Source organism: Bacillus sp. MN7755, from assembly GCF_054771475.1.
Genome location: NZ_BTRL01000008.1, coordinates 446,638 through 469,393, shown reverse-complemented (window position 1 = coordinate 469,393; position 22,756 = coordinate 446,638). Strand labels below are relative to the sequence as shown.

The window sequence follows — 22,756 nt, the reverse complement described above, 5'->3', positions numbered from 1 at the left end:
TTAAGTTTTTGTAAACTTTTCGATAAAATGTTTTAAAAAACGACAGTTTTTTGTTAGAATTGACTAGCCAATATATTTTACATATATTACTTTTGTGGGGGTAACTAATAATGGTCTTTAAATCAAAAAAAGATAAATTTTCTGAAATGTTAATGAATGTTTCTGAAAATTTAAAAGAAGGCGCGCAGTTTTTCGTGGAGTATAAAATTAAAAATGCTAGCGATTTAAAAGAGTTTTCTATGCGCATGAAAGAGTATGAGTCAAAAGGTGACTCATTTATTCACGAAATCATAATGGAGCTAAACAAAGCGTTTATTACTCCTATTGAACGTGAGGACATCCTACAGCTTGCAATGAGTATGGATGATGTATTAGACGGATTAGATCACAGTGCTGGTCTATTCGAAATGTATTCTATTACAGAAGCTGATGAATACATGATTAAGTTCGTAGAAGCAATTAATCAATGTGCCATTGAGATTGCAAACTCTGTTGAACTAATGTCTAAAAAGAAGTTAGTCGACATTCGTACGAACGCGATTAAGATTAAGGATTACGAATCACAATGTGATGATATTCGCCGTCATGCGATTAAGCACTTATTCTCTCGTGAAAAAGATCCGATTAAGATTATTCAATACAAAGAGATTTACGAAGAGCTTGAAGAAGTAGCGGATAGCTGCCAAAGCGTTGCAAACGTATTAGAAACAATTATTATGAAGAACGCGTAAGGAGTTTGATCATGGATACACTCTTGATACTGACCGTTTTAGTAGTCATTTGCGCTTTAGCTTTTGACTTTATCAATGGATTTCACGATACAGCAAACGCTATTGCAACGGCTGTTTCAACGAAAGCTCTAAAGCCTAGACATGCAATTATTATGGCAGCTATTATGAACTTTTTAGGTGCGATGACATTTACAGGTGTAGCAAAAACGATTACAAAAGATATCGTTGACCCATTTGCCTTGCAAAATGGTTCTCTTGTAATTTTAGCTGCTTTACTTGCGGCAATAGCATGGAATTTAATCACTTGGTACTACGGTATTCCAAGTAGTTCTTCGCATGCAATTATTGGCTCAATCGCAGGTGCAGCTATCGCTGCTGCCGGTATTAGCTCATTAAACCTTAAAGGGTTTATCAAAATTCTTGAAGCTTTAATCATTTCACCGATTATCGCTTTTGTTATTGGTTATATCGTATACAGTATTTTTAAAGTAGTCTTTAAAAACTTTAATTTAACGAAAACGAACAAAAACTTCCGTATATTCCAGATTTTCACTGCTGCATTACAAGCTTATACGCATGGTACGAATGATGCGCAAAAAGCAATGGGAATCATTACGATGGCTCTTATGGCCAATAACTATCATACTTCTAGCGACATCCCGTTCTGGGTACAATTATCTTGTGCAATTGCAATGGGTCTTGGTACTTCTGTCGGCGGATGGAAAATCATTAAAACTGTCGGTGGACAAATTATGAAAATTCGTCCTGTAAATGGTGTAGCAGCCGATTTATCATCATCACTTGTTATTTTCGGTGCAACATTCATTCACTTACCAGTTAGTACAACGCACGTTATCTCTTCTTCTATTTTAGGGGTTGGTGCTTCTCATCGTGTGAAAGGTGTAAAATGGGGAACTGCAAAACGTATGTTAATTACATGGGTTATTACACTTCCTATTTCAGCTTCTTTAGCTGCTCTATTTTACACTTTATTACACTTTATCTTTTAATAAAAAGTCGTCTTCCTTATTTTTCTAGGAAGACGACTTTTTTGTGAACAAACCTTTTTCTTATTAAAAAACGTGTATAATAATTAGTGGTTAAGTTATATAGAGGAGTTGGCAATTTTGGAATACATCATGTTACTTTTCATCGGGCTAATCGCCGGAACAGTCGGGAGTCTAGTCGGACTTGGTGGCGGAATTATTATTGTTCCGTTATTAATCGGATTACACAGCCTATCACCACAACTTGCAGTAGGAACTTCAATGGTAACAGTCGTTTTTACAGGACTATCTTCCACCCTTACTTATATGAAGCATAAACGAGTAGATTACAAAAGTGGACTTATTTTATTTATTGGGAGTGGCCCTGGTGGTATCATCGGCTCGTGGGCAAATAAATTTTTAAATCAAGATACATTTTCTTTATATTTTGGGATTTTCCTTATTTTTGTCTCCATTCTTCTTATGTTACGAGACAAATTAAAACCCCTTTCTTTATCAAATATGACTGTAATTAAGCGTTCTTTTACAGATAACGAAGGGAACACTGTACACTATCAATTCCCACCGCTTCTCGCTATCTTTATCGCCTTTATAGTTGGATTTATATCTGGTTTATTTGGAATTGGTGGCGGTGCCTTACTTGTTCCTGCAATGATGCTACTTTTTGCATTCCCAGCACATATTGCTGTAGCAACTTCGATGTTTATTGTATTTCTATCAGCAATTGTAAGTTCCGCAACTCACATCTCCCTTGGAAATGTCAGCTGGATTTACGCATTAATTCTTATTCCTGGTGCATGGATTGGCGGGAAAATCGGGGCTTATATTAATACAAAACTAAGTGGTAAGGCCGTAATTAATTTATTACGTATCACATTAATGATTCTTGGAACTAGATTAATCATTACTTCTTTTTTATAACGCGTTCTTTTTAGAATGCGTTTTTCTTATACGCATGAATATAAAAAACTTCCTAAGAGAACAAATAAAATTAAACAAACACATAATAACATATAATTGGAAATATGTAATTTCTTCAAGTTGACCACTCCTATAACTGCGACTGTTATCTTTATGATAGCGAAAAAATAATTCACTTGCAGTTACAAAGTGCTAACAATGCAAAATCATTTATTACAAATTTTATCCTTATATTTCATTTCTTTGTATATTCTATCGGTTTAATAAAAAAAGATGTCATATTGACATCTTTTTTAATGAAGAAGTGACCATCCCATAAAATCCTCATGTACTTGGCACGCCCTCTTATCGTTTCGATCATATAATTCAGCATAACTATCTGTTTCTTCATCATAAGCCATCGTATAAATAATTTGGCCGTCTACTTCAACGGATAACACGACTCCACCTTTCATCTCTTCTACATGAATGATAGCATTCGCCGGAATTCTCATATCCGTCATTTTTATCGCATCTAACAATATACTAAACCCCCTACAGCGTATTCATTGCTAGTACTATTACACACTAAATAGTATACTACTGTAATAGCATATATTTCGTCAATGAAATTGCAGTTTAAATAGTATATTGTCTTTATACTTATACGCTAAAATAGAAGATATTGAAATGTTTAAATGGGGGGCTAACATTGATTCTACATAAGGGAGACGTACTATTCCGTCAAGGCGAGGATGGTCCTTTGTATTTTATAAAAACAGGTTTATTAAAAGTAGTAAGAATAGAAGAAGATGGAACACCGTTTTTATTCAACATTATCGTTCCAGGTGAAACAATACCTCACCATTCTTTAATTTCACCGAAGGAATATCACGGTACAGCAATCGCTTTAATGAAAACAGAAGTTGAACCTATACTTAGCAATGAATGGTACGATCAACTCCAGGCAAATCCTGCATCCTATGCAAATATCGCTATGCAATTACAATCAAAATTAAGAATGATGCAACAGCGTATCGATCAATTGACAACCGTTTCTCCGAAAGAACGTCTTCATCGTTTACAAGAGTGGTTCACACTATATTTAGGTGACATTCCAATATATGAAATATTAACACAAACCGAAATTGGTCAACTCATAGGTATACGCCGCGAGACAGTAAATCGACTATTACGAGAACAAATAAAAAACGAGGTGAAATAACCCCTCGTTTTTTTCTTATTCAAGCCCAATCTATTGTAAGCTTGCTGCTGGACCGAAAAATTCATAATGAATATGCTCTTGTTTCACACCTAAATCAGTTAGTGCAGCATTTATATGCTTCATAAATGCTACTGGACCACAGAAATAAAACTCTGCTTCAATTGTCGGAATAATAGTTTGTAACCATTCTCTTTCAATGAAACCTTCTTTATCAAAGTTCTTCATTTCCAAATCTTTTTCAGTTGGTGCAGAATAACAAGTATATGCTTTAACTTGTTCGTATTCATTATCTACTGCCTCAACGTGTTCTTTCATTGCATGTGTATTACTATTTAGCGCTGCATGAACAAAATATACATTACGTTTTGAGTCTTGTTCAATTAACGTATTTAGCATACTCATCATTGGTGTAATACCTACTCCACCACTAATTAGTACAACTGGTAATGTTGAATCCATATTTAATACGAAATCTCCTGCTGGTGCACTTACTGGTAACATATCTCCTTCTTCTACCTGATCATGTAAGTAGTTAGATACTTTACCGTCCGGTGTATCTACACCTTTTTCTTTCTTTACACTAATACGATAATATTCTTTTCCAGGAGCATCCGATAAGCTATATTGACGATTATGTGTATATGTTTCGCCTTCAATATTTATTTGAATCGTTACATATTGTCCTGGGATGAATGAAGAAACTTTCCCTCCATCTTCAGGTTTTAAATAAAATGACGTAATAACATCACTTTCCTTCACTTTTTTAACAACTACAAAGTTACGGAAATCTTTCCATCCGCCTTCTTTATGCGCAGCTTCCTCATACATCTCTGCTTCAATGCTAATGAATGCATCAGCAATGACACCATAAGCTTCTCCCCATGCGTTTAAAACTTCATCAGGTGCACCTGCGACCTCTTTAATTGCACGTAGTAAACATGTACCTACAATTGGATAATGTTCCGCTTTAATACCTAAACTTCTATGCTTATGACCTATTTGTTTTACAACTGGAATAATAACTTCTAAATTATCAATGTAAGTTGCAGCTGCATAAACAGCATTCGCTAACGCTTGTTGTTGTCTTCCTTTTTTCTGATTCGTATGGTTGAAAATATTCAATAACTCCGGATGTTCCGAAAATAAAATTTGATAAAATCTCGTTGTAATTTCAACGCCTTTTTCTTGTAATAATGGTACTGTTGACTTTACGATTTCAATTGTTTTTTCACTTAACATTGTATCCCACTCCTCTATTTCCTTAACTGTTTTTAGTTTAACTGAATTGTATAATACAGATTGTGATTTTAATCACTATTAACACGGTGTTTTTGTGAAAAATATATGAACATTGCGCTTACAAAAGAAAATAAGCCAACTAGAATGCTAGCTAGCTTATTATTTGGACTGTATAGCTTGTTCAATTACCCTTATATCTTTCCCATCTCCAAATTCTGTATACCCCCAGATATTTGTTTCACCTTTATATTTATTTACGATAATATCTAAGTCATGATATACACGATGAGCATACACTACATACTCAATATTTTGAAGTTCTACACCTTTTTTTACAATTTCATAACTTCTATTTACATCGCGTTTTATCTTATCATTTTTTATTTCTGTATGTATATTTTTTAAGGATGGTTCTTGTTGTTGGAACCATTTCTTAAATTGGTTCCAGTCTCCATCTGTATAATTCTCTGCCTTACCATAATTTAAGAAATTATTATAACTTTCATGTGTCATACGAATAAAATCAAGCACTTTTGTCTCTTCTTGCACATCTTCTATTTCAGCTGTTGTACTTACCCCAGCAGGCTTATTCGCATAATGTAATAACACCTTCATAAGACTATAGCTCGCAATGATCATTACGATAATAATCCCGAATACACTTAACAATTTCTTCATATACAGAACTCCTTCTCTACTAAAGATATTACAATGTAACACTATACTTGTAACATTCTCTCGTAGAAATATAATTCCTGTATAAATCCTTCCTATCATTTCGACAATATTCTTCTATACATTTCTCGTTGGCAAATGTTCTTGTAAAACAATATATCCTTCATAAGCTGTGTAACCGAGTATAGCCATTAATCCGATATAACAAGCAAATACTGTCCATTTTGTTTTCATATCCACTTTATAATAGTTTTCCTGTTGTCTCTTTTCTGTCTCCCATTCCTTTAATTTTCTTTCTGACATTTCAAATGCTTCTCTTATATGAATTGTATGTGTTTCTTTTTCATCTTCATATGGGACGTAATCCAGTGGCTCAAACTTTGGTAAAAGATACTCTAACACTTCAATCTTTTGAAATTCTCCTGTTTTTAATTCTTTCTCTCTTTCTTTTTGCCTTAATACATTTATTTCATGTTGCATCATATATATATTTCGATGTACTGCACCAGTTTCTTTTAATTCCTCTTCAAGCCTCGCAACATATTCTTTCATTCCATCAATTCTATATCCTAATCCCTTAATTGGCTCATCTCTTTTTATTACTCTATACAATTCCATACAGCCGATAATAAAAATAAATCCTCCCAAAATACTTTTAAAATAAATTGAATAGCCAAGTAGCAAAACAAGCCCTGCTCCCCAAATTTTCGTACTTACAACCGAAATAATCCGTCCTCCATCTAACGGAGAAACTGGAATTAAATTAAAGAAATTAATCATGCTTCCAAGTAAAATAATGAGCGCCCAAAATGGCTCTTTCGTTATCATGTAAAGCGGAATAGCTGGTAAAAATGAAAGTAATCCAAAAAGAGGTCCCATATAGGCAATATACGCTTCATCTTTTGCATTTTTCGGCATCTCTTTCATTCCAATAAGAGCCCCCATAAACGGGATAAAGATTGCAGGCGATGTTGGTATTCCTTTTCTTCTTGCCGCCCATAAATGGCCCATTTCATGAACAAACAACAAATAAATGAGTGCTACACCAAATTTCCAACCATAAAGAACCGCGTATGCTCCAAGCGATAGAAACATACTAAATACCGTTGAAAACTTTGCTAATTTAAAAATTGCAAATACCCACTTTAACTTAGAAAGTAAAAATAGCCCCATTGCAACAATAATTCCCCATAATCCTTTTTTATTATTTTTCATATTCCTCTCCTTTATCTCTCATTCATGAATCATTTTCATTCATCAAAACTTATTGTTTTCTCTATTATGACATATTTTTTTCTATTGTTAGAAACAATGTTTATTTAATCCATTTTTAGACAAAAATATAAATAAAAGGAGGTGCATATAAATGAACTTACAATCTCTCATAATAGGTGTTCTATCGTTTTTAGCTTCAACTCTTATTTTTTATACCGTTAGTTACGTATTATTATTAGATTTGTTGCCCAATCATGTATTTATTACTCTTATCATCCTTTCCGCTCTTATGATTTCTTTTCTTATTACACGAAAATCAATGAATGAGCCATCTGCAAAAGCAAAGTAATAGAGAGGGGGTTTTCCCTCTCTATTATCATTTCCTAGGAAAGGCCATATAGACTTTACAAATTACATTCATCCCAATCCGTCAGGGCTAATTAAAGTTTCACCTTATCTTTGTAAATTCATTTTTTCACCATACTCTTTAACAATTTGAATGATATTTTGAAAAACACCTATTTGTTCTTTTTTACTATTTAATATTTTCAAATCATAATTTTCATAATATGTTTCTAATGACTTTAATTGTGATTCTGAAGCATCTTTTACCGGAACAGTAGCATGCAATTCATACTGTTTATACCCTTCCTTTACCTTTTCACCTGAAATTTTTTCACTTTCTTTTTTTCCAATTAATTTTTGAACTTTTTCTGGGAAAATGACTTGCAAATAATATTCTTGTTCCTTCTCTAACTTGTTGTATAATGATTGTGAAATCGTATACCGTACCGTATAATTCACTTTTTGATTGCCTGCTTTAATATGGAACGCGGTAATCTGCAAATCTTTTTTTGTTACTTCCGTTAAAGGACCTACCTGTACCTCATCTTCTTTTTGTTCTGAAACATTTGGAAATATAGCCAAAAGCATTTCCGTATCTTTTTTATTCAGCATATACATAGCTTTCTTATGTTGTACCCATCCTCGTCTGTCTTCCCCTCTTAGCCATGCATAATATGTTTCTTTTTTTCCATCTCTACTAATTTGTATTTCATATTCAGGTTCACCGAAGCTACCTGTTATTTCTTGTTTCTCAGCTTTATCCATAATGTCTATTACTACCTTAGCTTCTGATTCCTGCAACTTTTTCTCTGTATGTTTTTTTTGTATAACGGTTACCCCTATTGTTTCTTTCACTTCATTCACCGTCTCTTCCACTTTTTTTGTTTCTTTTTTTTGCTCAACTTGACTACAAGATGCTAGTAACATAGCAAATAACAACAATACATATTTCCTTTTCAACTTAATCCTCCTTTTACAATAAGAAATTCTTATAATCTTCATATAAAAAACAAAAACGTGACACACTATAAAATACGCTATACTAAGCATTGAAAGGAGGTTTTTTCATGTCCATTAATTTTCACGATGCAAATAATAAATACACATGCGCACAGCGAAACGCCCATATTTCTTGGGGGGAAATGATAAAAAGCATTACAAATATACAAAACAAGCAAATAATTGATATCGGCTGTGGTGGCGGGATTTATACGAAAGAACTTGCTCTTATGGGAGCAAAAAGTATTGTTGGGTTTGATTTTTCAAAAGAAATATTACAGGCTGCAAAAGAAAATTGTAGCGGATTTTCAAACATTTCATTCATTCACGGTGATGCACATAGCATTCCATATCCTAACGATACATTCGACATTGTTATTTCGCGCGCAGTTATTCATCATTTACAAGACATTCCTACATTTCTACGTGAAGCTTCTCGTATATTAAAGAAAAACGGTGTACTTATTGTACAAGACCGAACTATTGAAGATTGTACAATTCCTGGAAGCCCCGAACACATCCGTGGATATTTTTTCTCTACCTTTCCAAAGCTCATTGAAATAGAAGCAAAAAGACGTCCAAAAACCACCACGATACAACAAGAATTACAAAAATATTTTCTTCACGTGTTCCCCACTCAAACACAATGGGAAGTACGAAAAATACATGATTCTGTAGAAGCATTGCTACAAGATTTATCACCTCGAACAGGTCGATCCATTCTATACGAATTAACAGATCACGAACTTTCTCAACTTCTACAACAAGTACAGACTGCATTACAAAACACCTCTCCTATTATCGAAAGAGATCGGTGGACAATTTGGAGCGCCATGAAATTGTAAGGAAGGAAGCCTCACAAAATAATGTGAGGCTTCCTTCTTTCATAATCTAATTTTGCAACACTCTTGATATCCTCCACTTCTGGCCTGTGCACTTCCACACTTCGGACATACTAAATATCTAGACTGATTTGTCAACAAACTACCTTTTTGAAAGAGTAAAACTTCTGCTTGTTTAAACGAACGCGAATAATATAACCACATAAAACCAATTATAGCAATAATGCCAAATAATACTCCCATCGCAAGCATTCCAGTCACCTCTTTTGGTTTGTTCTTTCCAGCAAGTGGATTGTTGTATTATTCTCTGTAAATTCAAACAATACCTTCTTTACTCCTATAAATATCAACTTTCTCCACAAATTTTACAATTCTCTACAAATTTTTACTCCCGTTTTATAATCTAACTTACATCAGCCCTTCACTTCAAAACAAAGCATATTACTTTTGATATTTCCCCATATAAACATATCTTTTTAAAAAAATATTGACTTTCGCAAAAAAACATGCAACAATACTGTCAGAATACTTGAATAAAAATTCATTGACGAGAACGAGTACGTTATAGGACTGTCCCCCCAGAGAGTTGGCGATTTGCTGAAAGCCAACGTTCAGTGCATAGCCGAAAATCATCTCCGAGAAGTAGAACCGAATGCTGTAGTAAGTTCTTACCGGCTGTCCCCCGTTACAAGGAACACGTATCATGTTGTACGTTGTAAAGCCGTATACATATAGAATCATTTCTACATGTATAAATTAGGGTGGTATCGCGGGTAAATATAACTCGTCCCTTTCTTTAGGGACGAGTTTTTTGTGTTCTTACAAATGAATTTAAAAAAGGAGGAAAAACAATGAACACTGTATCAAAAAAACATATTTTTTTCACAGGTCTTATGCTATTTTCTTTATTTTTTGGGGCAGGTAATTTAATTTTCCCTCCCATGCTTGGACAAAATGCAGGTGAAAACTTTTGGCCGGCAATGATTGGATTTTTACTAACAGGAGTCGGTTTACCATTATTAACTGTTATTGCAATTTCTTTATCAGGAAACGGTATGCAACAACTAGCAAGTCATGTTCATCCATTATTCGGAATATTCTTTACGGTAGTTGTATACATTGCAATCGGTCCTTCGATGGGAATTCCACGCGTTGCAAATGTCGCTTTTGAAATGGGCGTTAGTTCTTTCTTACCAGAAACAATTCGCTCTAGTAACCTAGCACTATTTTTATACACGGTCATCTTCTTTGCTATCGTATTTTGGCTTAGTTTAAATCCATCTAAACTTGTCGATCGCATTGGAAATATATTAACACCTATTTTATTACTCTCTATTTTCTTATTATTTGTTAAAAGTGTATTTACACCACTTGGGCAATCCGGACCAGCAATGCAAGAGTATCAAACTTCTCCAATCTTCAAAGGCTTTATGGAAGGATACTTAACGATGGATACCATTTCAGCACTTGCATTTGGAATTATCGTTGTAAATGCCATTCGCTCTAAAGGTGTGAAAGATCGTAAGTCCATTGCCATCGCAACAGCGAAAGCAGGACTTATTGCCGCTACCGGTCTCGTACTTGTATATGGTGCACTTGGCTGGCTCGGTGCAACTAGCGTCTCACTCGGATACGCAAAGAATGGGGGACAACTACTTACTGTAATCGTACAACAATTATTCGGTCCATACGGCTTACTTCTACTAGCTCTGATTGTTACACTCGCTTGCTTAACGACATGTGTTGGACTCGTATCTGCATGTAGTCAATATTTCTCAACATTATTTACAAAATTTTCATACAAAATGTTTGCAAGTATCATTTGCGCTTTAGGGTTACTAGTTGCTAACTTAGGTTTAACAAAAATCATTGCCATCTCTGTTCCAATTTTACTTGTTGTATATCCAATTGCAATCGTACTCGTTCTACTATCGTTACTGCATAAATACTTTGGCGGATATCGCTCTGTTTATGTAGGTGCTTTAATTGGTGCAGCCGTAGTGAGCGTATTTGATGGATTAAAACAAGGTGGTATTTCAATTTCATATATCACACCATATTTTGAATTTATCCCTTTATATAATGAAGGAATTGGCTGGCTAATACCAGCATCAGCCGGAGCTCTTATCAGCTTTACAATCGCTAAGCTAAGCGGTGCGAAAAGAGTACCCTTACTTACCGAATCTCATGAAGTAAAAGCATCCTAAAAAACTCCCGAAAGGGAGTTTTTTACTTTTGATAAGCAGTATGATTAAAACTACTTATTTTATACGCTTTCGTATAATAGTCGATATTTGTATCCACTGTTTCTACTTTGACAACATCGTAGCAATCTTCTTGCTTTACTAAAAATAAATAGTACTCTTCTGTCGCCTCAACAATTGCAATTTTATCTGTTTCAACATTATATTGTTCACAAAGTACTTGTAATGCGTTCACATAATCCCCTAATTTTTTAGACTTATCCATGCCAAATATAGTTTGAACTAACATATACATTCTCCCCTTTGTATGTACTGTTAACAACTAAATGATAACGTTTACATTTATTGGCGTCAATAAAAAAGATTCGGTGCAAACTAATAATCAGTGGGAATCCCCCCCACTGATTAAAGTTTCACTTTATCATTTCGTCAATTGATGTCTAAACGCATAAATAACCGCCTGTGTCCGGTCACTTACATTTAGCTTATTTAATATATTACTCACATGCGTCTTTACTGTTTTGAGGGCAATAAACAATTCATCTGCAATCTCTTGATTACTTTTCCCCTCTGCAATTAATAACAAAATTTCAGACTCTCTTTCTGTTAACTCCTCATGCAAAGGTTGTTCTTTCTTCTGACGCATACGAGACATCATTTTACCAGTAACTTTTGGCTCTAATACTGTTTCTCCATCATAAGTAGCCCGTACAGCGTCCGCTATATCACTCGCTCTTGATGTTTTTAATAAATAACTTGTCGCTCCGGCCTCAATAACAGGATACAATTTCTCATCATCTAAAAAGCTCGTTACAACTACAATTTTCGCTTCTGGCCATTCCTGAATAATAGCACGTGTTGCTTCAACCCCATCCATCTCGTCCATGACAAGGTCCATCAAAATAATATCCGGTCTTAATTGCAGTGCTAACTCTGAACCTTTTCTTCCATTTTCAGCTTCTCCAACTACTTCAATATCTGGCTGCGTTGATAAATATGCTGATACACCCATTCGAACCATTTCATGATCATCCACTAGTAATACTTTTATCATGACTCTCCCCCTCTCTCAATCATAATCGGTACTTTCACTTCAATTTGTGTACCTTTATTTGGAAAACTAAGCACTTTTAATGTACCACCAATTTCATGAACTCGCTCTTGCATTGATCTTAAACCATATGAACCGGCCTTATTAACTCCAACTTTAAAACCGACACCATCATCAATTATCTTCAATATTGCATATTGTTCAATTTTGCGTAGACGTACTTCCGTTTTCTTTGCCTTCGCATGCCGTAATGTATTAGACAGCGCCTCTTGTACAATACGGAATAAGTGATCTTCTACACCTTTTTTTAATTGAATTGGTTCAATTAACCATTCAATTTTCATATGTTGCTTTCTAGACAGTTCTGTTAATAATTCTTCTATACCCTCTGTTAATTTCTTACCTTCTAACTGCACTGGGCGTAAATGAAGAAGCAACGCTCTCATTTCTGACTGTGCATTTACAACCATATTCTCAACGAGTTGCAACTGCTTTTTCGTCGTTTCTGGAAATTCAGCTATTTGTTCATTAATAGCCGACATCATCATCGACATTGCAAAAAGCTGCTGACTTACAGAATCATGCAGCTCCCTCGCCAATCGATGCCTTTCTTGGGAAATCGCTTCTTGTCTCATCTCTTCATTCCAATGAGCTCGTTCATTCGTTACCTTTTGAAAGAGTCCAGCTTGCTCCTCTAATCGACGAGCCAGAACGATTACTTTTCGTTCCACTTCATGAAATTCATCATCTGCAGTAAACGAAACATCGCTCGGAAAATTCCCTCGCTCTACTTCAAATAGAAAAGTATTTAATCCTTGTATGCGCTGCTCTATATAGTAACCGATTGCATATCCTACAATCCCTCCGATAAGTAAACTTGTAGTCATAATAAACAAGCCAATTGGAACAGAAGCGATGGATTCCTTCCATAATAAATCATACACTTGTTGTTCGCTTTTCCATACATATACAATTGTACAAATAAGTGCGATACTAACAGAGGACAACATAGAATAACGAATATACATCCACGAAATATTTTTTTGTTTCTTCATTATACTTTCCTCACTTCCGTATCGCCTACGACAAGCGAAGAAATAATTTTAATACGACGAGGAGCTTCTTTATACTGCTCTGTTCTAAATGTAACATTGCGATTAAAACCTGTCTCTTCATGTCCTGGCAAGAGCACACGTCCGACAATAACAGAGTGATTTAAAGACAGTTCAATATCATATGGCACATATAAACGAATATTTCCAACGATGCCTCGAATAACAATTACTGTCTCCCCTTCTGGAATCATAGCAGTTGTTAAATCTATCTCCACATCACAAGCACCATATTGAACATTTATATCCTCAAGTTCATAAATATGATCCATCATTCGTACATTACCTACAAACATATTTTTCACATATGGCTCTGTACGATATATTTGCTTCTCTTCATTTATAATCCCTTTTTCTTTAATTTCAACCTTCATTGCTTTTTGCTGATGTCCTTGTTGAATCAATTGATAACCAATTAAAGCTAAACAAGCAAATACGACAAGAACAAATGCCGCTGATGAAAATAAGAAGAATAAAAATACGATACCACCAACAAATAAAAATACATTTCCTCGTACATAACGATTCTTTTTACGATAATGCCTTCCAAACATAAGCATAATAAATGCAAAAATGAGACCACCTGGTTCAAAATGTCCAAGTATCATATCAAGAAAAAGACCGAATCCAAATATGATGAGGAGCATCCCCATTAATTGTGTTTTTGAAAAATGCTTCTTCATTTCAGCTCCCCCCTTCTTGTCACATATACATAGAAGAAAAGGCATTGCTTTCCAACACCTTTTCTCCTATCACTATATCATAAGCCTGTTTTATAATATACTACTATTATTTTGTTAACTCTTTCGTTAACGATACATCATTCTTTTCTTTCATTTCACGCTCAAGCTTTGCAATTTTCATATCAAATGTGTCACGTTCATGCTCTTCATTCATACGAGTTTCTAAGTCACGAATGTGATCTTCAATTTCTTCAAAGCGTAAGAACGGATTATTTTCATCCATTTTATGCATCGCTGTATTCATACGACGATTTGCATGTGCCATATTTTCACGTGCCATTAATTCCATACGTTTTGCGTGCATTTCTTTCAATTTATTTTTCATCTCAGCAAGACGACGCTCTAACTCATCAATTTGATCTACAACACCTGCATACATTTCTTCTAATCGAGTTACTTGCCCTTCATAATACGCTACTTCTTCTAACGCACGCTCATGTAGTTGTAATTCGCCTGCTTCTTGAGCGACGATCGCTTGCTTTGATCTTTTATTAACAAAATAACGTGCTTGCTCAAGCTCACGAGCGAAATTAGATTTTAATGTTTTGTGGCGCTCAATTAACTTCTCAATTTTTGTTATTTCACGCTCACTATCGCGTAAATATTGGTTTAACATCGCGATTGGATTTTTTCTTTCTTTCTCATCTAACACATTATGAAAATCTGCTAAAATTGCATCGCGTACACGTCCGAATAAAGATTGTTTCATTATAATCTTCCTCTCTTCTTCTTTATCAATTTGATTTAGTTTTTATTAATTTTTTATTAGTTTTTCATTAACTTGTTCCACTCATCTTCAAAGTTGCTATATGGTTTAGAACTTTCTGGTGCAGAATCAACAACTACATTTTTTTCTTTTTTCCACTCACGGTATCCGTAGTATAAAACTACTAATGCTGCGATACCGATTAATGCTGGGGAATGAGAAAGGGCGATGGACAAGCCGATCAAACCAACAATACCCCAAGCTAACTTTCCAAAAAATGATTGTGCTCGCACAAATGATTTATAGCTCCAGTACACAACTCCTGCTCCAATTGCGAATCCTATAATACCAGCAAGACTGCCAAGAGCAATTAAAGCTAAAATACCAGCCGCGATAAACGCTAGAAATTGTTTCATCTTGTGCTTGCCTCCCTTCGATTTGATACTCTTATCTTAACTATTTTTTCACTTTTCCATAACGAGCTTAAGAACCGTTTTCGACTCAGACTTAAGACTGAGTTGCATTCAGCCTTTTGTAAAAATATGCGGTAGGATAGGATGATTCACTCTTTTATCGCAAATAAAAAGCCGTACAGAGAACATTCTCTGTACGGCTTTCGTTACTATTCATAAACTTCATTTTAAATTATGCTGTTTTGTGATACTCTTTCTTTCCCGCTACTTTAGAAAACCTCGGGAAACCAATTAATATAGAAATAATTCCACATACTCCAACTAAGATCGGATAAAACGCATATGGTAACAATTCAATCGGAGATAACGCCGCAAATCCTGCTGCCGTTAACATTTGCGCACCATACGGAATTAACCCTTGCACACAACATGAGAAAAGATCTAATACACTCGCTGATTTACGAGGATCAATTTCATATTGATCTGCAATGTTTTTCGCAAGTGGACCTGTAAAAATAATAGAAATCGTATTATTCGCTGTACACATATTCGTCATACTCACTAAGCCAGCGATACCGAACTCTGCTCCTTTTTTCGAACGAATGTTACGAGTTAAAATATTCATTAAATATTGAATACCACCATTATATTGAATCAGTTCGACCATACCACCAATTAAAATAGCAAGTAATACTAACTCCATCATACCGCCCATTCCAGTCGTTACACTTTTAAAGAAACTCTCTAACGTGTAACTTCCATCTAAAAGACCGATAACGCCGGATAGTACAGTTCCACCAGTTAACACAATAAGTACATTCCAACCAAGTAGCGCTGTAATAAGTACTCCTGCATACGGTAAAATCTTTATCCAGTCAAAGCTATGCGCTTTAATCTGCGTATCGCTCCCTAAAGTAATGATTACTAATAGTACAATTGTAATCATAGCCGCTGGTAATACAATTAAAAAGTTCGTTTTAAACTTATCTTTCATTTCTGTTCCTTGTGAACGTACAGCTGCGATTGTTGTGTCTGAAATAAATGATAAATTATCACCAAACATCGCTCCGCCCACAACGGTAGCCATCGTAAGTGCAATGGAGATATCAGTTTGCCCACTAATACCTACAGCAATTGGTGCTAATGCGGCAATTGTTCCCATTGAAGTTCCCATCGCTAATGAAATAAATGCCCCTATAACAAAAATTCCAGCTACGATAAATCCTTGCGGTAAAATTGATAACGCTAAGTTAACTGTAGAATCAACGCCGCCCATCCCTTTTGCCGTTTCAGAAAATGCTCCTGCAAGTACAAAGATTAAAACCATAATCATAATATCTGGGTTCCCTGCACCTTTAGCAAATCGTTCTACTTTGATATTAAAGCTTTCTTTACGATTCATTGCTAAAGCGACTCCTACAGCAATTGAAATTGCTACAAGTATCGGCAATTTATAGAAATCACCTGTAATAATTCCAGAACCAATAAATAGTGCCAAAAATATCCCAAGTGGTAATAAAGCCAAACCATTTCCTCTCGTTTCTTTCAAAGTACCATCTCTCCCTAGTTTCAACCTTTTTCTAATGAATAACAAAAGACCTCTTCCAATGAGAAGAGGTCTTATACATCTATAAGAAACACTCTTCTCATCTTTCAAGCACATGCTTGCTGGATTTGGCACAGCACTCTGAAATCGAGTCCGCTGCCGAGGCATCGTAGGGCCAGTCCCTCCGCCTCTCTTTATAAGAAGGTTTCATATTTATTTTTAATAATAATTTCTTCCCTAACTTTACTCGCTTACAAAACAAAAGTCAATTATTTTTTGTATAGATTTTTTTGGTAATTATGCAGAAATTTGAATACAACAATCATTTTAACTTTTTGATTTCTTCTTCCAATATTGAAATCCAATAAAATTCACTATTTTTTATAGCAGCTTTTATCCATTTTGTAGTGCACCAAGCTAACTCATACTCTTCTTTTGTAACATCGCCACTTTTATAAGCATCCTCTAGCTCATCTTCATCCAATACATACATTTTACCGTTCGGTAATAACACTATATCTAAATATAAATCATCAAAATATGGTAAACCACGGTTGTCAATTTTATATTCTTTCGCCACATCGATATAATATTGCACTAATTTTTTCTGATCATCTAACATAGCTGTAATCGCAAAGTTTTTCCCGTCTATGAAATATTGAATCCACGTATATTGATTCCCTGCGATACAAAGTTCTTTACCATCATATTCTTTACAACTAGGTTCTCTTACCTTTTTTATTTCTAATATTCCTAGCATTCCTTCTTCCACTTGCTTAACCGTATAATTCTTCTCTATCAGTCGCTTCCACGAAGAACCGTCACCATATTTACGTTTCATTACGTCCGCTCCCCTTCTATATAGAAAAGCCCCCACATATTATGTGAGAGCTTGTTCAAACTATAATTAAGCTGCTTGACCTTTTTCAGAAATCTCTTTCAAATAAGCTTGTCCTTTTTCAGCGTCATATTGACCTTCCCACTTAGACATAACTACAGCTGCTAAAGAGTTTCCTACAACGTTAACTGCTGTACGAGCCATATCTAAAATACGGTCAATACCAGCGATGAAGGCTAAACCTTCAGCTGGAATACCTACTGTACCAAGTGTTGCTAATAATACAACGAATGATACGCCCGGTACACCTGCGATACCTTTTGATGTAACCATTAATACAAGTAATAATGTAATTTGTTGTGTAATGGATAATTCAATACCGTACATTTGCGCTAAGAAAATTGCTGCAATTGCTTGATATAAAGTTGATCCATCTAAGTTAAATGAATAACCTGTCGGAATAACGAAAGATGTAATTGCTTTCGGACAACCGAACTTCTCCATTTTCTCCATGATTTTCGGTAAAACTGTTTCTGAACTTGCTGTAGAGTATGCTAAGATCAGTTCGTCTTTCAAAATCTTAAAGAATTGGAAAATGTTAATTCCAAATATTTTCGCTGTAAGTCCTAAGACAACTACAACGAAGAAGATCATTGCCCCATATACAACTATGACTAATTTCCCTAATGGAATTAATGAAGATAAACCAAACGTCGAAACTGTTACACCAATTAATGCGAATACACCAAACGGTGCAAATTTCATAACTTGGTTAGTCACGTAGAACATCGCATCTGCTACACCTTGGAAAAATTGAAGAACCGGTCTTCCTCTTTCACCAATCGCCGCAACTCCTAAACCAAATAGTACAGAGAAGAAGATAATCGCAAGCATATCGCCCTCAACCAATGATTTCATAATATTCGTTGGAACGATATTCACAAATGTATCTGCAAACGAATGACTTTGTACTTGAGCTGTTGTTTCTGCATATTTAGAAATATCAGTCTTTGTTAATTGATCCATATTCACGCCTTTTCCTGGTTGGAAAATATTCGCTATTAATAGACCAATAACAATTGCAAGTGTTGTAATGATTTCAAAATAAAGAATTGTTTTCCCGCCTAATCGGCCTAGTTTTTTAACATCGCCAACACCAGCAACTCCAACAACAATACTTGCTACAACAATCGGCACAACGATCATTTTAATTAATCGGATAAAAATATCACCAATTGGTTTTAGGTATCCTACAACTGTGCTATCGCCATAAAAAATTGCCCCCACCGCGATACCTAGGGCAAGTCCAATTAAAATTTGCCATGCAAGTCCTATTCTTTTCATATTTGTTGTAACCCCCTCTTCGATGTGTCACTCTATCTCTCATTCTATATTTATAAAACTTGAAATTAAGAGTATTACATATTATTCGACAATTCACTACATTTTGTCCCTGTTAAAAATCATAAATCAAAATTTTAAATCTGACAACAAAATAACTTTGCTCGAATGCAAATAATTTTCTTGACAAAAACAAAACCCATGTCAGAAAACCTCACATGAGAACGATCCCTTACTAGTGTTTTATTGGGTTTCTATCTAATATTTCACTACATAAAACAAATCTATTTTTCCCTTTATTTTACAAAATAACTTAAAAATACATCCTTATTACACAAATTTCAAAAATGCACCTAACATGAAATTTATCGTTGAAAGATGATAAATTCCGACAAAACTTAGCAATTTTATAAAATTTTCTTTACATTATGGTTACAACGATAGACACTCTTCTTCTTATGATATATAACATTCATAGGGAAAGGAGCCAGACAACCATGAAAAAGAAATTTGCAGCGTTCAGCGTTTTAGCAGCAGGAACAATTTTTGTTTCTCCGTTACTTTCACCCGCATACGCTGAAACGAATCAAGATAAATTATCTAATATTCAATCTGAATTAGAAGGAAAACAAAATGACTTACAAAATAAATCAGCCGAGAGAGAACAAATAGAAAAGGAAATTCAAGAATTACAAAAGAAAATCGACGATTTAACTACTTCTATTAATAAAAACGAGGCTGAATTAAACGATACAAAAAAAGAAATTAATAAAACACAACAAGTAATCGCTGAAAAAAAGAAACATATAGAGCAATTACAAACAAACATAGATACACGTCAGGAAGTTATTAAGCAACGTTTGCAATCTATGCAAGAAAAACCTCGTACAAATATCATTACAGAGGTATTAACAACTTCTACAAACATTGCTGATCTTGTTGATAATATGTACTCTGTAAGTTTAATTTTAAACAACGATACCGATATTGTGAAAAAACAAACAACTGACCAAAATGCTGTGACGAAAGAAAAAGAGGCTGTTGAGAAAAAAGAGCAACAGCTAAAAGAATCTGAACAGAAATTAGCTCAAAAACAACAAGAGTTGCAAACGAATCAGCAACAGCAGCAAACCTTTATTAACGATCTACATACGAAAGTAGCAAAAGTAGATTCAGAGATTGAAGGATTAGAAGAATCTAAAGGTATTTTAGAAAATCAGCGTCAAGCTGTTCAAAAAGCAATTGAAGAGGAAAAACGTGCCGAAGAGGCTCGCAAAGCTGAGGAAGCCCGCAAGGCAGAAGAAGCTCGTAAACAAGCTACTACATCTGCTCAAAAAGCTCAAGCAGCTCCAACACCACACGATACAAATATTGGCGGCTTTATTAAGCCAGCAGCTGGATCAAAAACTTCTGGGTTTGGCGTGCGTTCTATAGATAACCATAAAGGAATCGATATCGCAGCTTCAGGAACCGTTCCGATTATTGCCGCTGCTGATGGCGTTGTTATTCGCTCAGAATTATCATCTAGTTATGGAAATGTTGTATACTTATCTCACCGTATTAACGGAAAAACATACACAACAGTATATGCTCATATGAGTAGCCGTTCTGTATCAAATGGACAAACTGTAAAACAAGGAACTCAACTTGGATTTATGGGGAACACTGGTCAATCATACGGACAGCATTTACACTTCGAACTTCACCTTGGAGAATGGAATGTCGGCAAGACAAACGCAGTTGATCCATCTCCTTATATCGGATTATAGAAAAAAACTCGGTGCATACCGAGTTTTTTATTTCCACTTCACACACTATAGACTTTCCACATAGACTACAACTAAATGCCTATATTTTACGGGGTGAATCATATGAATACACAATTACAGCAAAAAAATAGAAGAAGCTAGAGAAACTTACATTGGCCGGCTATTTACATTTGGCGATTCAGCATTATTTTTAATCGGATCATTCCTCGCAGTCATCACAGCTTATAAAGCATATAATCGCTTATTAAATACACCTACAGCATAATAAAAAGACGGAGAAAACTCCGTCTTTTTATTATGCAAACATTTTAAATACGCCTATCGCATTTAAAAATACAATAATTACAGTTACTGGAATAACATAACGAAGCAAGAAGAACCAAATATTAAATAATGTTTTCCCTTTCGTTTCCGTAACTTCTAATTCTTTCATTAACATTTCTTTACTCATTTTATTTGGTACAAATAACGAAATAGCTAGTACTCCTAGCGGCAGCAATACGTTACTTACTGAGAAATCGACTAAGTCAAAGAATGTTTTCCCAAATATTTTCACATCACTCATAACGCCAAACGATAACGCTGACGGGATTCCAACTGCAAAAATAAGAATACCGATTAATAATGATGCTGACGGACGCTTTTTCTCATTATCTTTCGCAACAGATGCTACTACAATTTCAAGCATGGAAATCGCAGATGTTAACGTTGCAAAGAAGAATAAAACTAAAAACATAATGAAGAAAAATTGTCCAAATGGTATTTTCGCAAATACTGCTGGAAGGACGATAAACAGTAATCCTGGTCCTTCAGTCGGCTTAACGCCTAATGCGAAAATCGCTGGGAAAATCGCTAATCCTGCAAGTACTGTAATAAAAACAGTTAAACTTACAATAGATGTTGCTGATTTAGCTAAATGTTCTTCTTTCTTCAAATACGAACTATACGTTACCATTACCGAGGCACCTACTGTTAGCGAGAAGAAAGATTGTCCCATCGCATATAAAATCGTATCTGCTGTAAGCTTTGAAAAATCAGGTTTCAAGAAGAACTCTACTCCTGCAAAAGCACCATCAAGTGTTAATGCACGAACAATGATCGCAATAAATAAAATAAATAATAACGGCATCATATACTTACTTGCTTTTTCTATCCCTTTTTCTACACCTTTACTTACAACAAAAATAGTGCAAAGCATAAAGAGAAATTGCGCTCCAATCGCACTTGCTGGATTTGAAATCGTTTCACCAAACAATTTCCCATAATCAACAACACCATTCCAGAAGCTTCCTGTAACACTATAGTATAAGTACAGTAAAATCCATCCACCTACAACACTATAGAAAGAGAGTACACTAAAACAAGTTACAACTCCCATACGACCAATCCAAGGATACAATTTACTATTTGGTACGAGTACTTTATAAGCTGTAACTGCCTCTTTTTGCGTACTACGTCCAATAACAAATTCAGCTAAAAGAAGCGGCATACCTATAAATAAAGTTAATAGTAAAAATACAAGGAAGAATGCGCCTCCCCCGCCATTACCTGCAACATATGGAAATTTCCATATTGCACCAAGACCTACTGCGGCTCCGGCTGCTGCGAGTACAAAGCCTATTTTCGACGTCCATTGCTGTGTTTCTTTCATCATAATTTCTCCTTTTCTGAATATTTAAACTTTTGTTAATTATACACTTTCATTTCATACTCGCACACCTCCTTTAGAAAATAAAAAAGTCCCCTACACGCAAATATGCATGTAGAGGACGATATATGTAATGTTAATACCGTGGTACCACCTCAATTGGATTGATAAATCCCACTTGTTCAAGTACAGGAAAAACTCCGATAC

The 22,756-nt window shown here is 34.9% G+C and carries 24 protein-coding genes, 1 riboswitch and 2 other annotated features (1 of these 27 cut by a window edge); of the genes, 8 read left to right on the top strand and 16 right to left on the bottom strand.

What is annotated here, in order from left to right:
* The first annotated feature begins 110 nt into the window (after nucleotides 1–110).
* The 3 genes from ACYVEC_RS09545 (at nucleotide 111) to ACYVEC_RS09535 (ending at nucleotide 2,659) form a co-directional block, all read left to right on the top strand.
* Nucleotides 111–731 carry a DUF47 domain-containing protein gene (locus ACYVEC_RS09545; RefSeq protein WP_063224422.1) on the top strand — a complete coding sequence of 207 codons (621 nt, stop codon included), beginning with the start codon at nucleotides 111–113 and terminating at the stop codon, nucleotides 729–731.
* 11 nt (nucleotides 732–742) lie between these two features.
* Nucleotides 743–1,741: an inorganic phosphate transporter gene (locus tag ACYVEC_RS09540; protein WP_063224423.1), complete on the top strand. Its 999-nt coding sequence runs from the start codon at nucleotides 743–745 to the stop codon at nucleotides 1,739–1,741.
* A gap of 117 nt (nucleotides 1,742–1,858) precedes the next feature.
* A complete protein-coding gene (locus tag ACYVEC_RS09535; RefSeq protein WP_060630138.1) occupies nucleotides 1,859–2,659 on the top strand; it encodes a sulfite exporter TauE/SafE family protein in 801 nt (266 codons plus the stop codon).
* 293 nt (nucleotides 2,660–2,952) lie between these two features.
* Here ACYVEC_RS09535 and ACYVEC_RS09530 read toward each other — a convergent pair whose 3' ends face one another.
* Entirely contained in the window at nucleotides 2,953–3,180 is a 228-nt protein-coding gene (locus tag ACYVEC_RS09530; protein WP_000882907.1) for a hypothetical protein, read from the bottom strand.
* Between the two features lie 170 nt (nucleotides 3,181–3,350).
* Here ACYVEC_RS09530 and ACYVEC_RS09525 point away from each other — a divergent pair, with 170 nt between their 5' ends.
* On the top strand, nucleotides 3,351–3,863 hold the full coding sequence (locus tag ACYVEC_RS09525; protein WP_063224424.1) for a Crp/Fnr family transcriptional regulator: 513 nt from the start codon (nucleotides 3,351–3,353) through the stop codon (nucleotides 3,861–3,863).
* Nucleotides 3,864–3,893: 30 nt separating this feature from the next.
* On the opposite strand, the gene hmpA is transcribed toward ACYVEC_RS09525, so the two are convergent.
* The 3 genes from hmpA to ACYVEC_RS09510 form a co-directional block, all read right to left on the bottom strand.
* On the bottom strand, nucleotides 3,894–5,102 hold the full coding sequence (hmpA, locus tag ACYVEC_RS09520) for an NO-inducible flavohemoprotein (protein WP_063224425.1): 1,209 nt from the start codon (nucleotides 5,100–5,102) through the stop codon (nucleotides 3,894–3,896).
* Nucleotides 5,103–5,261: 159 nt separating this feature from the next.
* A complete protein-coding gene (locus ACYVEC_RS09515; RefSeq protein WP_098555525.1) occupies nucleotides 5,262–5,780 on the bottom strand; it encodes a hypothetical protein in 519 nt (172 codons plus the stop codon).
* A 114-nt stretch (nucleotides 5,781–5,894) separates the two neighbouring features.
* Nucleotides 5,895–6,992: a site-2 protease family protein gene (locus tag ACYVEC_RS09510; protein ID WP_063224427.1), complete on the bottom strand. Its 1,098-nt coding sequence runs from the start codon at nucleotides 6,990–6,992 to the stop codon at nucleotides 5,895–5,897.
* Nucleotides 6,993–7,143: 151 nt separating this feature from the next.
* On the opposite strand from ACYVEC_RS09510, the gene ACYVEC_RS09505 reads away from it, so the two are divergent.
* Complete coding sequence (locus ACYVEC_RS09505; protein ID WP_060630134.1) at nucleotides 7,144–7,341, top strand: hypothetical protein; 198 nt, start codon at nucleotides 7,144–7,146, stop codon at nucleotides 7,339–7,341.
* Between the two features lie 104 nt (nucleotides 7,342–7,445).
* Here the strand turns inward: ACYVEC_RS09505 and ACYVEC_RS09500 are convergent, their stop codons facing one another.
* Nucleotides 7,446–8,297, bottom strand: coding sequence for a hypothetical protein (locus tag ACYVEC_RS09500; RefSeq protein WP_460506230.1), 852 nt, complete (start codon nucleotides 8,295–8,297; stop codon nucleotides 7,446–7,448).
* Between the two features lie 107 nt (nucleotides 8,298–8,404).
* On the opposite strand from ACYVEC_RS09500, the gene ACYVEC_RS09495 reads away from it, so the two are divergent.
* The gene (locus ACYVEC_RS09495) at nucleotides 8,405–9,181 is read left to right on the top strand and encodes a class I SAM-dependent methyltransferase (RefSeq protein ID WP_275718740.1); all 777 of its coding nucleotides are present in this window, start codon (nucleotides 8,405–8,407) and stop codon (nucleotides 9,179–9,181) included.
* Between the two features lie 39 nt (nucleotides 9,182–9,220).
* Here ACYVEC_RS09495 and ACYVEC_RS09490 read toward each other — a convergent pair whose 3' ends face one another.
* Nucleotides 9,221–9,430: a hypothetical protein gene (locus ACYVEC_RS09490; RefSeq protein ID WP_000880630.1), complete on the bottom strand. Its 210-nt coding sequence runs from the start codon at nucleotides 9,428–9,430 to the stop codon at nucleotides 9,221–9,223.
* Between the two features lie 283 nt (nucleotides 9,431–9,713).
* Nucleotides 9,714–9,973 (top strand) — a binding site (T-box leader).
* A gap of 56 nt (nucleotides 9,974–10,029) precedes the next feature.
* Between ACYVEC_RS09490 and brnQ3 the strand changes: the two genes are divergently transcribed.
* Complete coding sequence (gene brnQ3 / locus ACYVEC_RS09485; RefSeq protein ID WP_098555522.1) at nucleotides 10,030–11,385, top strand: branched-chain amino acid transport system II carrier protein BrnQ3; 1,356 nt, start codon at nucleotides 10,030–10,032, stop codon at nucleotides 11,383–11,385.
* A gap of 22 nt (nucleotides 11,386–11,407) precedes the next feature.
* On the opposite strand, the gene ACYVEC_RS09480 is transcribed toward brnQ3, so the two are convergent.
* From ACYVEC_RS09480 to gltP, 9 genes are all read right to left on the bottom strand, one after another.
* On the bottom strand, nucleotides 11,408–11,704 hold the full coding sequence (locus ACYVEC_RS09480) for a DUF3992 domain-containing protein (protein ID WP_142332719.1): 297 nt from the start codon (nucleotides 11,702–11,704) through the stop codon (nucleotides 11,408–11,410).
* Nucleotides 11,705–11,803: 99 nt separating this feature from the next.
* A complete protein-coding gene (locus ACYVEC_RS09475) occupies nucleotides 11,804–12,436 on the bottom strand; it encodes a response regulator (protein ID WP_000598709.1) in 633 nt (210 codons plus the stop codon).
* On the bottom strand, nucleotides 12,433–13,488 hold the full coding sequence (locus ACYVEC_RS09470) for a sensor histidine kinase (RefSeq protein ID WP_063224432.1): 1,056 nt from the start codon (nucleotides 13,486–13,488) through the stop codon (nucleotides 12,433–12,435). The genes ACYVEC_RS09475 and ACYVEC_RS09470 overlap by 4 nt, the downstream gene beginning before the upstream one ends.
* Entirely contained in the window at nucleotides 13,488–14,228 is a 741-nt protein-coding gene (gene liaF, locus ACYVEC_RS09465; RefSeq protein ID WP_063224433.1) for a cell wall-active antibiotics response protein LiaF, read from the bottom strand. Before liaF ends, ACYVEC_RS09470 begins: the two co-directional genes overlap by 1 nt.
* Before the next feature lie 106 nt (nucleotides 14,229–14,334).
* Nucleotides 14,335–14,997: a PspA/IM30 family protein gene (locus ACYVEC_RS09460; protein WP_063224434.1), complete on the bottom strand. Its 663-nt coding sequence runs from the start codon at nucleotides 14,995–14,997 to the stop codon at nucleotides 14,335–14,337.
* Nucleotides 14,998–15,053: 56 nt separating this feature from the next.
* Nucleotides 15,054–15,410 (bottom strand): lmo0954 family membrane protein, encoded by a 357-nt coding sequence (locus ACYVEC_RS09455; RefSeq protein WP_000808634.1) that lies wholly within the window; start codon nucleotides 15,408–15,410, stop codon nucleotides 15,054–15,056.
* Between the two features lie 229 nt (nucleotides 15,411–15,639).
* The gene (locus ACYVEC_RS09450; protein WP_063224677.1) at nucleotides 15,640–16,956 is read right to left on the bottom strand and encodes a Na+/H+ antiporter NhaC family protein; all 1,317 of its coding nucleotides are present in this window, start codon (nucleotides 16,954–16,956) and stop codon (nucleotides 15,640–15,642) included.
* Nucleotides 16,957–17,050: 94 nt separating this feature from the next.
* Nucleotides 17,051–17,156, bottom strand: a riboswitch (SAM riboswitch).
* Nucleotides 17,157–17,275: 119 nt separating this feature from the next.
* Complete coding sequence (locus ACYVEC_RS09445) at nucleotides 17,276–17,794, bottom strand: ribonuclease FAU-1 family protein (protein WP_063224435.1); 519 nt, start codon at nucleotides 17,792–17,794, stop codon at nucleotides 17,276–17,278.
* A 66-nt stretch (nucleotides 17,795–17,860) separates the two neighbouring features.
* Nucleotides 17,861–19,135 (bottom strand): glutamate/aspartate:proton symporter GltP, encoded by a 1,275-nt coding sequence (gene gltP, locus ACYVEC_RS09440; protein ID WP_063224436.1) that lies wholly within the window; start codon nucleotides 19,133–19,135, stop codon nucleotides 17,861–17,863.
* Nucleotides 19,136–19,629: 494 nt separating this feature from the next.
* Here gltP and ACYVEC_RS09435 point away from each other — a divergent pair, with 494 nt between their 5' ends.
* Nucleotides 19,630–20,901, top strand: a complete 1,272-nt coding sequence (locus ACYVEC_RS09435) for a murein hydrolase activator EnvC family protein (protein WP_098555521.1) — start codon at nucleotides 19,630–19,632, stop codon at nucleotides 20,899–20,901.
* A gap of 295 nt (nucleotides 20,902–21,196) precedes the next feature.
* On the opposite strand, the gene ACYVEC_RS09430 is transcribed toward ACYVEC_RS09435, so the two are convergent.
* The gene (locus ACYVEC_RS09430) at nucleotides 21,197–22,552 is read right to left on the bottom strand and encodes a sodium-dependent transporter (protein WP_063224438.1); all 1,356 of its coding nucleotides are present in this window, start codon (nucleotides 22,550–22,552) and stop codon (nucleotides 21,197–21,199) included.
* A 111-nt stretch (nucleotides 22,553–22,663) separates the two neighbouring features.
* Nucleotides 22,664–22,756 (bottom strand) — a binding site (T-box leader); it runs 156 nt beyond the window's last position.

Excerpts from the sequence above, each read along its gene's own strand:
- ACYVEC_RS09545 (WP_063224422.1), top strand. The coding sequence starts at position 111 with ATGGTCTTTAAATCAAAAAAAGATAAATTTTCTGAAATGTTAATGAAT.
- ACYVEC_RS09540 (WP_063224423.1), top strand. The coding sequence starts at position 743 with ATGGATACACTCTTGATACTGACCGTTTTAGTAGTCATTTGCGCTTTA.
- hmpA (WP_063224425.1), bottom strand. The coding sequence starts at position 5,102 with ATGTTAAGTGAAAAAACAATTGAAATCGTAAAGTCAACAGTACCATTA.
- ACYVEC_RS09515 (WP_098555525.1), bottom strand. The coding sequence starts at position 5,780 with ATGAAGAAATTGTTAAGTGTATTCGGGATTATTATCGTAATGATCATT.
- ACYVEC_RS09510 (WP_063224427.1), bottom strand. The coding sequence starts at position 6,992 with ATGAAAAATAATAAAAAAGGATTATGGGGAATTATTGTTGCAATGGGG.
- ACYVEC_RS09505 (WP_060630134.1), top strand. The coding sequence starts at position 7,144 with ATGAACTTACAATCTCTCATAATAGGTGTTCTATCGTTTTTAGCTTCA.
- ACYVEC_RS09495 (WP_275718740.1), top strand. The coding sequence starts at position 8,405 with ATGTCCATTAATTTTCACGATGCAAATAATAAATACACATGCGCACAG.
- ACYVEC_RS09490 (WP_000880630.1), bottom strand. The coding sequence starts at position 9,430 with ATGCTTGCGATGGGAGTATTATTTGGCATTATTGCTATAATTGGTTTT.
- brnQ3 (WP_098555522.1), top strand. The coding sequence starts at position 10,030 with ATGAACACTGTATCAAAAAAACATATTTTTTTCACAGGTCTTATGCTA.
- ACYVEC_RS09475 (WP_000598709.1), bottom strand. The coding sequence starts at position 12,436 with ATGATAAAAGTATTACTAGTGGATGATCATGAAATGGTTCGAATGGGT.
- ACYVEC_RS09470 (WP_063224432.1), bottom strand. The coding sequence starts at position 13,488 with ATGAAGAAACAAAAAAATATTTCGTGGATGTATATTCGTTATTCTATG.
- liaF (WP_063224433.1), bottom strand. The coding sequence starts at position 14,228 with ATGAAGAAGCATTTTTCAAAAACACAATTAATGGGGATGCTCCTCATC.
- ACYVEC_RS09460 (WP_063224434.1), bottom strand. The coding sequence starts at position 14,997 with ATGAAACAATCTTTATTCGGACGTGTACGCGATGCAATTTTAGCAGAT.
- ACYVEC_RS09455 (WP_000808634.1), bottom strand. The coding sequence starts at position 15,410 with ATGAAACAATTTCTAGCGTTTATCGCGGCTGGTATTTTAGCTTTAATT.
- ACYVEC_RS09445 (WP_063224435.1), bottom strand. The coding sequence starts at position 17,794 with ATGAAACGTAAATATGGTGACGGTTCTTCGTGGAAGCGACTGATAGAG.
- gltP (WP_063224436.1), bottom strand. The coding sequence starts at position 19,135 with ATGAAAAGAATAGGACTTGCATGGCAAATTTTAATTGGACTTGCCCTA.
- ACYVEC_RS09435 (WP_098555521.1), top strand. The coding sequence starts at position 19,630 with ATGAAAAAGAAATTTGCAGCGTTCAGCGTTTTAGCAGCAGGAACAATT.
- ACYVEC_RS09430 (WP_063224438.1), bottom strand. The coding sequence starts at position 22,552 with ATGAAAGAAACACAGCAATGGACGTCGAAAATAGGCTTTGTACTCGCA.